Origin of the sequence: Flagellimonas sp. 389, from assembly GCF_018449435.1 — a bacterium.
GTDB lineage: Bacteria > Bacteroidota > Bacteroidia > Flavobacteriales > Flavobacteriaceae > Flagellimonas.
Map to the genome: position 1 here is coordinate 208,739 of NZ_JAHCMU010000004.1, position 11,540 is coordinate 220,278.

Sequence of the window (11,540 nt, forward strand, 5' to 3'; positions counted from 1 at the left end):
AATACAAATATCAGAACAGTAAACTGTCCTGCACTCTCTGGCAAATTTGTACTTTGATAGTACTCACCCAACAGTTATCTCACACTTAATTTCATTTGTACCCTCTTCAAAGACCGCTTTTACAAGGATGGCTTCCATGCCAGGTACCATATTGAAAACCCGTTTCTTTTTTGTTTTAACAATGATAAAGGGAACATTGGCCATAACCGAAATCTTACCTTCTTTTTTTTGAATCTCAATAAGGTTTTCTGATACCTGGACAACTTGTTCGTGTTGCGGGGAAATTATTGGAAGTACCAATGACGCTTCTTTATCCAACGGAGTATCATTTACTTTCTTGGCCACAATAATCGTCTTTTCTATGCTGAAGCTGTAATTTAACTGATAATTGGAATCAGGTAAAATTGCTCTTTCCCTATCAGTCAATTGGGTTACTACTTCAAAGTTAAGCGTGTTGTTTTTTTCGTTTGTTTTAACCTTTGCTTTTAAATCGAACAGATTGCTATACCATTTCCCATCTCTATTGGACTCAATTCTTGGGGTCAAGGGAAAATCCTCTCCATTTGGTTGGGGTTGTTGGTTGTAACGCTCTACCAATATATATTCGGCCATACTTGCTGTGAAAATAGGTCCTACTTTATTGTGCCAAAGAACTGCAAGCGAGCCTCCGGTCGCCCCTTGCGAATGCGGTTTTTTAAAAATAACATCGTTGGAGGACACTGTAGCTCTCCATGGTCCCTTTGCGGCCAACCATACATCTAGTTCGGGAAAATGTTTTATTCCTTCGGCTTTACTTCTGGGCAGGGCTATTTTTTTTGAAATCTCAGGTAACCTATCAGTATTATCTAAGATAAATGCCAAAGATTTTGCGTGTGCAAAGGTGTGGTGCAGGCAAGGTTTTATGCCATGGGATTCGTAATGAAGACCTCCGGCCAACAAGCCGTTTATGGTACAACGTTTCAAAAGCTCCGTGCTTAAGAATGCAGCGGTGCCGAATGCGGGGTTTCTATCTGCCATCAAAGCAAATGCGGGTTGGCAACCATCTGTAGTTCGACTGCCCCAATAGCTCCATTTGTTTTGACGCGTACCCCAGCTATTGTCCCATGCACCATCGGGTAACATAAACTCCAGATGTCCATTCATTGACTCTGTTAGCAGCTGTAGCAATTGTTCATCTTTTTCTAGGATGGCATATTGCACCAATCCGTTCAAGGTTTCTTCAACATTGTAACCGAGGTCTACTGGCAACAGCCCTTTTGCACTTGGTTCATCGGAAGGTTTGTTTTCCCCGAAAATGAGTTTGTTCGGTTTTGTCAGCCAATTAGGAACTTCATCTGCCAACTGTCGACTATGATCTATATATGCTTCATTTTTGAACATACGACCCAAAAAATTAAGACCATATACAGCTGTGAAGGCATAATTTATGTGACTGTAATCTATAGTGAAATTTTCATGGATAAACTTTGCTGCTTTCTGTAAACGTTGTGTCCAGTCATCACGAATTTCCTTTGGTAAAACGTGTCCGTGATGATGTAAGGCTTCGCCTAAGGCGATTGCTCCAAAAACGGTAATGCCTCTCCAAGACTTAGGGTCGGGAACTACTGTCCAACTGCCATCTGGCATGGAGACGTTTTTAGACCATTTCATCACATTGATTGCCGCATCCAAGTATTTTTGCTCTCCAGTTTTATCTGCCATATATAAAAAAGGATACACGGCATCCATACAGCGACCATGAATTCGGTTACAAGCTTTGCAATACAAAGCTCCGTGTACTTCCGGTTTTTCAGGGTCATCAATTTGAGTGTCAACCATGGCATCGCTCCACGTGGTCAAAAGTTGAAAAGTTAATGCTTCAAATGGTATTGACCCACCACTTTCTTGATGCTCTAAATTAACTTTGTTCCTGCAGGCTTGTAGGGGTAATAACAATCCCATACTAGCTAGAGCGGAGAGTTGTGTGAAGTCCCGTCGTTCCATTGAATTTTATTTAAAAGTCATTTTTAGCATTCATATCATTTTTTGGTGAACATCCAATAAAAAACATTAAACCTTAAAAAAAGTACATACTGTGATAAAACGTGTTCTTCAGATAAGATTTAGATTTTGTTTCTATAATTTTCAAAATAGGACACTTTACAATGATAAGTTTAATGTTACCATCTTTTTAGAAATCTGTCATCCTGTACTATACTGGATTTTTTTCAAAGCAAAGGACCCATACTGTTTTTCAGATAAAAAATGCACCTATGAATTAACATAGGTGCATCAACAGTAACGTGCTTGTTCTACAAACTATTCTTTCACAAATTTTTTCTTCACTGTTTCGTTCTTGCCTATGATTTCCAAAATATATATTCCTTTTGATAATACGCTTACATCAAGTTGGGAATATGTGCCATTGCCTTCAACATGCTCTGACATAACCTTACTACCGGATAAATCATACACATTGATTGTATTCATGCCCTCTAGGGCATCATCAATCCGTAACGAGTAACTCACAGGATTTGGATATAACTTAAAATTAGATGGCACTTCCTCTAAGCTATCCGGTATTAAAAGTTGTGTTGTAAGATTAGTACTTACCGGCTCCAAAGTCCATTGTGCTCTAGGACCATTCCATGTAGTAGTATACTCGACAATACCTGTTGAAGTATCTACTGCTAAATAACCTCTTCCAATAAAATTGTTTTTAAACCTGTATATATTTCCACTAACTGATTCAACACTCCATTCTTTATCATCCGTAGTAACCACCGGTTCTATGTTGCTACCTACAACAGCACCATTTCCATTTGTATCCAAAACTCCTCTACCCCCTGAAAATTCTGAATCTATATTGTACAAGCCTGGCGCCGATTCTACCACTCTCCAAAGCCTATCACTCCCGCTGGGAGAGCTGCTTGAAGCCACAGTTGCCCCATTCGAGTCCATATATTGTCCAGTGGCCACATTTTTAAACCGATAGGTGCCCTCTATTGAAGAACCACCAGTATTACCGGCGGGCTCTGGTCTGGCCTCACTGTATGTTTCTGCCACCCGCATGTCATCAAAATCGGTCAGAATGCCATAGTCACAAGCATTTTCATTGTAAGAGCCCCACTTCATGTAGACTTCAGACCCATCATTGGTTCTGTGATATGCCCTTTTGTTATTATTTGCCAATACTACTTGATATTCATCGAAATCTGAGTTCATCAAGGTTTGCTTTGAACCGTTGAACCAGAATTCTATAAAGCCGTTGTATCTATTGTTGGAGCTATCAAAATCCCGATCTACTTTGACCCTGAATACCAAACTTACCCAACTATTTTCGGATACGTTTTTTTTCCAAATCGTAGTTTTTCTTTGGTTTATAGACCCTGGCTGATCCCAATTGGGTTCTGCAGGCCCATAAGCATTAATGGTAAGTTCATTGCCATCATAGCCCATATTGAACGCGTAGTTTTGTTTATTGGAGTTTGTATTTCCTCCTGGGTCGGTTTTCCATTGAAATACGGCTATCCCATCATTCAAATTTGGGGTTGAATTAATTCTCCATCGCCATCCGATATAGTATGTCTGGCCTTCTTGGGGTATAAAACCGTTGGTACGTGCAAATTCAGCCCTCTTTCTAGATGTTGGCTTTGTAATCCGCCAGTATTTACCAAAATCGGAATCGGTGGGAGTGGATACGGTAGGGGGATTGTTTGGGTCATCAACGCATTGGCTTCCGGATGGATTGCTATTTCCATTGGGATCTAATCTTCTAAACACGGTTCGTACATCTTCATTTGGGTCACCGTACCAAAGTACTTGAGCCATAGACATCTCTACACATAAAAAAGCGAGTACGGACCAAGCCGCACAACGGAAAGTAATTCTTTTCATGACATGGGGTTTTATAGGTTTAATACTACAATTAATGGAATATTAACTGAACAAGCATCCTGCACCATCCTGTAAAACAATACTTTATCTTTAGTACTTTTGATAATGATTTGATGGCAATATGTGTTTCACTTCATATAGAAAACCTCTTCTAACGAATATGAAATTGGTGAGTTATCCGGATTGGTTTCCATAATGTCCGCCATAAAGGCCCACCATTTTTTCACGATGGGATTGTTTGAAAGTTCTTGTGATCCCTCTTGACCTGAAACCTTTTGAAAGGCAAAGAGCGTATGAGTTTCTTCATCCAAAAAAATAGAATACTCACTTACTCCTGAATCCTTAAGAATTTTTTTTAACTCTGGCCACAATTCATTGTGTCTTTTTATATAAACATCCTTTTGACCAGGATTTAATTTCATTTTAAAGGCTAGTCGTTGCATTTCGTGGATTTTGTCAGCTTATTCAGCAGCAGTTTTTAGCTCTTCTTGTATTGGAATTCTTTTTCCAAACTCACATTTTCAAACTCAGTATTATCCGGAAGCACAAAATGGTAATCGGTCTTTTTATCAATACCAACGTTTAGGATATTGGAGGATTCAAAATCCATAACATGGCCACCAAGCTTTTTATCGCCAGAAATAAAATGAAAATGAAATCCTTTTACATTGATATTTCCGATGAAATCAGGGCAATAAAAACCAACAATGGTTCCAGAAACGTCATTGCCTTCAAAAATGGGCCTATTGGGGATAAGCACATCAAGTCCTTCGTCAAAGGGAGGTTTTTGTTTTTTGAGTCCACCACATTTCATGTAGTCAAAAACTCCATTAATTTTGAATACGTAGAAGAAATTCTTAGAGGGAAGGGCTTCTAAAAGTTTTGATTTTAAAAGCTCGATGTCAGTAATCGGTTGATTTTTTAATTCAACCGTGATTTCTTTATTAAAAAAAGCTGCGTTTGCATATACGATGGTATCCGAATCCGCTCCTTCACTAATGGTGCCATCTTCTCGAACACGATAAGCGATTCCATCAATCATCACCATTTCACCATCAAGTAGGTTAAAGGAGCCAAGTCCTGTGTCACCCTTGGTTTTTAAGGTTGCCACAGAAAGGTCCGCATCAAAAACCTTATTGACAAAAGCCCACCAAATACTGTAATGGTAATAGGTGTCGTTTACCATTACGGCCCTTTCACTACTTTCTTGTTTTTCATCATTTTTTTTTGCAGTGGGTTTCTGCTCATTGCAGCCAAAAAGGCACAATAAAAGAAATACAACACTACATCCACTTAAAAACTTCATATTGAATCAATATTTTCTTTTTTTACGTTTTCTCATTTTATTCGCTTCAGAGTCTCCAATAAACTTCTCTTTGTATGGATTCCATTGTAACGGTCTATTGAGTTCATAAGCGATATTGGCAATATGGCAAATGGATGCAGAACGATGTCCTGTTTCCACGTCACATATAGGTTGCTTTCTGCTTTTTATGGCATCCAACCAGTTTTGATAATGATTGCCTTGGTCATTGAACAAGCCTTTAGGGTCACCTCCATTGGGCATTAGTATGTTCTTAGGCGTAGTTTCGATAAAGCTTCTGCTCACATCCAAAGTTCCTTCGCTACCTATAAAACGAACGGCCCAGCTTCTGCCAAAATCTTCATGCACCAGTTCTACACCATTTTCATAGAACATTTGCAAACCCCTTACAGCATTAGGGTCTTTAGGAGGAATAAAAGATACGGGACCCGTGTTGTCCATGCCTAAACACCATTGGGCAATATCGAACATATGTGTGCCCCAATCTGCTAGTCTTCCACCGCCAATCTCTTTAAACTCGCGCCAATCAGGGTAGGACTTCACGACTTTTGGTGCAATAGTATGATGGTAGGTTAGCAGTGGTGCAGGCCCACACCATAAATTCCAATCTATCCCTTCTGGTGTTGGTTCTGCCGGCAAGTCATAACTACGATAGGGATCCCCAACATTAACCAATACTTTTTTGATTTCTCCCAGTTTTCCAGAGGATACTATTTCATGGGCTTTTTTAAATTTTGCCCATGATCGTTGCATACTGCCAACCTGTAGTACACTATCATATTTTTGTAGTGCATTCACCATGTCCCTTCCATCTTTAATGGTATTGGTCATGGGTTTTTCACAATACACATCTTTCCCTAATTTCATGGAATCAACGGTTTGTTTGGCATGCCAATGGTCAGGAGTGGAAATAACTACCGCATCCAAACCCTTTTGCTGCAAAAGCTCTTCATAGTTCAAATAAGTGGTCACTCCTTTATAGCCTGAAACATTTCTTTTTTCTGCATAATAGCCCTCGACCAGGCCTTTAAACCATTCTTGTTTTGGTATCCACACGTCTGTACCAGCGACAATTTGTGCTTGGGTATTGCTCAGAAATTTATTTGCGAGAATTCCGCCTTGTTTCCCGAGGCCAATGTATCCCAAATTGATTTTATCGTTTGGGGCCGTAAAACCTCTACCTAAAACATGCCTTGGCACAATAGAGATTAAACCTGCGGTCAACGCAGTATTTCTGATGAATTTTCTCCTGGAGATTGATGCCTTGGTATTGCTATTGGTTTTCTCCTGTTTTTTCATGTTTGAGTTTTTTGATTTTGTCCAATATATATCTTAGTCCATTACGGTAAACAAGGATGTGTAAGTTGTTGTAAGTTATCACTTCCTTTAAGTTCAGAAGCTATTTGGCAGTATTTTTCAATACTCAACATACTCCCTGAAGTTACAAACATTCTTTGTAATCGTTCTATGGCTTTATCCATATCTCCTAGCTGTTCGTAAGGCCAACTGTTTTTTTTGTTTAGGTACGGATAAAGATAGTCATAGGCTTTTTGCATATCTCCATCAGGTGATTTTTGGTTCCATAAATCTACATTGACCCCCTCTTTTCTTCCATAAAATGCAAGCTTTGTAAGTCCTGATAGATTTAGAATGCTATAAGTAAGCGCCTTTGTTCGCTTAAGCTCATTAGGTTGACTCCCATCAGCTTCGATATGCTCGACAATTCTTTTTTCAAAAACACTTTCCAAAACAGTCCTTGCTTCAGCTGTTTTATCGAAGAATAGCAACAGCGCTACTTCTTGCACGTCGTATAATGTACCGTGATTATTGGTTCTAGATTTTTCAAAAAGTCCAAATTCGCTGGTCTGTAGCCACTTGAGATACTCATCCATCCATTTTTTAAGAGCACTGTCCAAATCAGGTTCTAGCAATTGATTTAGTTCTAAAATTTCTATGGCAGTCAGGATATTAACGATACCTGAAAATTCTATAATGCCAAACCCCCTTCCCGTATTCTCGCCAGGTATGCCTTGGGCGTGATTTAAATTGGGATTCATTCTAGTGGCCTCATCCACAAACCAGACCTTTAGCAGTTCTTTAATTTTATCGGCATATTTTTCATCATCAGAAAAGAAGTATGCTAATGAAAGGCTACTTACGTTATTGAACATTTTGTTCTTGGCAGTTTTATCTACATTCTCCCCTGTAGTGACCGGGTTGACTTCACCGTCTTTTCTGATCCATGGAAGTCCGTCCGTTTTTTCTGGATCTGGCCACCAATATGGTGCCAAGCTCAAATAATCATGCTTATCGCCACTGGCTGCCACTTTCTTCTTTTGCATTACAGAAAACGGGCCTTCTTCTAATGCATTATCCGCAGCTTCAAGCAATTTTTTGTAGGCTGGCAGATACGTTTCCGATTCATTTCTAATTACTTGTTTCACCAATAATAACTTGTTATAGTTGTGGTTGGTCAATGTATTGCTTATAACAGGTATGGTATTTGTTTCCAGGATACTGGTTTCTTTGGAATCATTTTTATTTTCTGCTGTATAATCCTGCCCAAAAGTATGGGCTGTTACAAAAAAGATCGCTAAAACCACTGATTTAAATGAGTTGATATACATATGGTCTATTCTAATTTTAATAACTCACTTCCTGCCAATAAAAAAGCTCCAGTACCGTAGTTTTGCCAGCTATCCTTGGTTGCAGGTTCTGGACTTGCACCGATATCCTGCACCCAACCAACCATGCCATTTTCATGCTGACATGCTACCAAAGCCTTCCATGCTTTTTTTACCTTCGGGGTATATTTGGTTTCATCAAGAATGCCATTGTTCACCCCCCATGCCAAAGCATAGGTGTAAAATCCACTTGCACTTACTTCACCATGATCAAACGATTCCGGTGATAAAAGACTGGTTCGCCATAATCCATCTTCTTGTTGTAATGATGCAATTCGGGCTGCCATTTCCTTGTAAAGATTCAGGTAGAAATCATAATGCTCATACTCTTTTGGTAAATCGGTTAGTATTAAAGCTAGGCCACCAAGTACCCATCCATTTCCTCGGGCCCAGAATATTTTCTTGCCATTTGGTTCTTTTAAATCCTCATCATTTACACCCCATTGAAAACGAGTATCCCTGGCAAAAAGTTTTTCCTCTTTATCGTACAAAAGATTATAGGTTTCCATATAGTACTTGTGCATGGCATCCAAGTATTTTTGTTCACCTGTTTGTTTTGCATAAACGGTTAGTACCGGTGGTGCCATAAAGAGCGCATCGCACCACCACCAAAGAATTTTTTTCTCTTTTTTCTTGTCCGTTCCGTCTTTCCATGGGTTTGGTTCGTAGAGGTGAGTGTCCAAAAATACTTTTGTTGGTCCAAGGTCGACTAAGTTCTTCCTTGTAGAATTGGCATAGAGGTACATATACGAAATGGCGACATCATCAGCATGATATGTGCGGTATAGTGGTTTCCATTCATTGTAATACCCCATCGTTTTTAAAGCAGCTAAAAAAATGGGATTCTTTGTTGCTTGATGGGCTTTACTTACCCCAACATAATATGCTCCGTTGGTCCAGTCTGTTGGCGCCAATGCAAAAATTGGATGTGCTTCTTGCCATTCTAAGGCTTTTACCATGGCTTTTTCAATTTGCACCTTATCCAAGGTGTTTTGTGCCAAGAGTGTCGAACAGGCTAAAAATAAAATTAGTGCTGTGCCCTTGCTTTGTAATAGTTTGCTTTTCATTGTGCTGTGTTAAAATAGTATTAGTTATGGTGTGTTGGAGTATATGACTTCATATGATTTGCTCCTGACTTAAGTATGATTTTTTTGGTTGTACTGACCTTGGGTTCACCATCTTCAAAAGAGATAAACACTGCGGCTGTTTCTTCTTTTTCAACTTTGACGCTTAAATTCCCATAATTCAAAGCACTGCCATCACCTATATAAGTTGAAAATAAGTTGTTACGTTCATCTAGGGTGATAACAGCATAGCGCCCGGTAAACGATAGTTTTTGCTTTGAATCCATATACATATCCAATGGAGATTCTTGAATGATAATGTATTGTTTTAAGGGTCCCCTGGAAGATTCACTTGTAACTTGAAAACCTTTGAATATACCATCACGCTCTATTTTAATTACCGATGTAAGATGGCTCTGATTGTTGCTGATGGGCTCATAGATTACTGCAAATGGATTATGCCATGCCTCACCATTTTGCCGAACGACCAGAGTAGGGGTCTTTGCATCACGATACACTTTAGGACCTTCTAAAGTGGGTGGTGCCATGGTTTTGGTGTAGGTTCTATTTTCATTACCCATGATGAAAGCCTTCATACCAATAGATGTTTTGGCAAGTTTTTCCGCTTTGAATACCGCAGTAACATTTTCTTTAAATGTATCACTAGACTTAATTTCTTTGAAATAATGCCAACCAGGGTGGCGAGCTTCTTTGTTATTTGTCCAGGGTTTGTTTTTGGAATTTGAATATCGATTGGGGTCAGAAGTTAAGGTTAGTTCTCCTTTGCTATGTTTTAATTGAAGAGATTCCCCAATGTTGTGGTAAATGTAATCATGGAATTCATTAGGTAACTCAGATTTGGAACGGAACACATCGATATAATATCCGGTAGTGGGTGAAGTTCTCACAATACCCATAGTCCGTTCCTGTATTGCTTCTGCATTATCGCCTTTATCATCTTTAAAACTTGTCATTGAGAATGAATGAAATGGTGATACAGGTTTTTTTTCTGGTCTAGGTTCAACGGCAATTTGTGCTACTGTATTAATTTCCAATCCGGCCCAGCCACCTTTACCTTCAGAAGCACCATTGACCACCACGGTATTGTTAGAAGCAAAAATCCGATAGTAATTTTCATGGATTTCGGTTCGGTATGTGCTACGGCCCGATTTATTACCTAGTACGAAACCTTTGCCATATAATTCCATGAACATTCCTGTAGCATGCCCATGAACATAATGACCACCACCAACAAAACTCATTAGGCCATCTTTGGGATTATTGGTTTCACTCAGATTTCGTTGCAAAACAATACCGGCAAAAGGTAACTCATCTGTTGAAGGCAAGGGATAGTCTTTAACGCTACCCTCAATGCTAGGTTCAAACCAAAGTAACTTAGTGGGTTCACCATAATATGTGGCACTATAACTTCGCTCCTTTAATTGAAATCTCTTATACTTTTTATTGGCAACAGCACTATTGATAAGTGAGCCAAATTTATCTTGTAATATTTCTAGTTTTTCAAGTTTAGCTAGATGATAAGCAGTTTCATAGGCATGATGATTGGGACGATATTGGCGATGGCCGTCACCAAAGCTGAGCGTTTCTGTTTTATTGGGATAAGTCAGAAAATAATCTTTGGGCAGTGCCTCTAAAATATGGGAATTGTTCTTGCCCAATTGTAATGAAGGTCGATATTTGACCATGATTGTCATCAAATACGTCAAAAATCGATTTACTCCGTTTGAATAATTGATGCTCTCGGGCCAATCCCCACCATAATCTAGATAATGGGCACTAATTTTTTCAAAGGCGTCTTGGCGCTTGGTATTCTTTGTTAAAAAATAGGGCAGTAGTTCTTCACGTTCTTGTTCGTCATCCAAAGCCAGAATATTGCCTACCAAACTTGGAGATTCCAATATAGGCCAATTACAGTTTATAATCCCTCGTTCAAGTGCAAGGTCAACATAAGTTCGAAATACCTTTTGGCCATTTGAAAAATCAAAAAGTACCATTTCAGACGCTGCTAAATCATACACTTTCCCACCTGGTTTTAAGTACGAATGCACAAAATCATAAATAATGGGCAATTGTGCTCCTATTTCCCTTGCCTCGCGAAGATGGTCCTTGGTGTAGATCCAACCTGCATTGTGATATTCTTTTTTGATGGGGAGTTGAAGCAGGCCATTGACAAACGTATGAAGTATGGTAGCGGCATATTCTGCATACGATTCTTCTTCCGTCAAAAAATAAAGTACACCACAATCTACAGCAGTTTGCAAATAATGCATCATTATGTCTTGTTCCTGTCTGTCCTTTCCATTAAAAGAGATGTATGTTTTAAAGGGAGGGTAGTTTTTGGCTTTATTTAAATCCAAATTCCATGGTAGTTGGAATAGGTAACGTTCTTTATCTTTTTGATACTGTGCGATATCTTTTTCGACCCTTTTCTGAAATTTTTGATAGTATTGTTTTACTTCATGGTAATCTTTGATTTTTTTTAGAATTCCAGCTCTGTCGGCTGGTTTTACCCAAATTAATGGACGCTCTGTTGACTGGGCAAATAGCTTATTGTTTACTATAAGCATACAG

8 protein-coding genes are annotated in these 11,540 nt (G+C 39.0%); all 8 read right to left on the reverse strand.

Going from position 1 to position 11,540, the window contains the following annotated elements:
* Positions 1-63: 63 nt before the first annotated feature.
* Positions 64-1,983, reverse strand: coding sequence for a hypothetical protein (locus KIM67_RS05450; protein WP_213830332.1), 1,920 nt, complete (start codon positions 1,981-1,983; stop codon positions 64-66).
* Positions 1,984-2,298: 315 nt separating this feature from the next.
* Positions 2,299-3,876: a T9SS type A sorting domain-containing protein gene (locus KIM67_RS05455; RefSeq protein WP_213830333.1), complete on the reverse strand. Its 1,578-nt coding sequence runs from the start codon at positions 3,874-3,876 to the stop codon at positions 2,299-2,301.
* 128 nt (positions 3,877-4,004) lie between these two features.
* Positions 4,005-4,319 carry an L-rhamnose mutarotase gene (rhaM, locus tag KIM67_RS05460; protein WP_213830334.1) on the reverse strand — a complete coding sequence of 105 codons (315 nt, stop codon included), beginning with the start codon at positions 4,317-4,319 and terminating at the stop codon, positions 4,005-4,007.
* A 35-nt stretch (positions 4,320-4,354) separates the two neighbouring features.
* The gene (locus tag KIM67_RS05465) at positions 4,355-5,182 is read right to left on the reverse strand and encodes an acetolactate decarboxylase (protein ID WP_213830335.1); all 828 of its coding nucleotides are present in this window, start codon (positions 5,180-5,182) and stop codon (positions 4,355-4,357) included.
* Positions 5,183-5,188: 6 nt separating this feature from the next.
* The gene (locus KIM67_RS05470; RefSeq protein WP_213830336.1) at positions 5,189-6,499 is read right to left on the reverse strand and encodes a Gfo/Idh/MocA family protein; all 1,311 of its coding nucleotides are present in this window, start codon (positions 6,497-6,499) and stop codon (positions 5,189-5,191) included.
* Between the two features lie 41 nt (positions 6,500-6,540).
* Entirely contained in the window at positions 6,541-7,827 is a 1,287-nt protein-coding gene (locus KIM67_RS05475; protein WP_213830337.1) for an alginate lyase family protein, read from the reverse strand.
* 5 nt (positions 7,828-7,832) lie between these two features.
* The gene (locus KIM67_RS05480) at positions 7,833-8,951 is read right to left on the reverse strand and encodes a glycoside hydrolase family 105 protein (RefSeq protein WP_213830338.1); all 1,119 of its coding nucleotides are present in this window, start codon (positions 8,949-8,951) and stop codon (positions 7,833-7,835) included.
* A gap of 20 nt (positions 8,952-8,971) precedes the next feature.
* The gene (locus KIM67_RS05485) at positions 8,972-11,536 is read right to left on the reverse strand and encodes a hypothetical protein (RefSeq protein ID WP_213830339.1); all 2,565 of its coding nucleotides are present in this window, start codon (positions 11,534-11,536) and stop codon (positions 8,972-8,974) included.
* Positions 11,537-11,540: the final 4 nt, after the last annotated feature.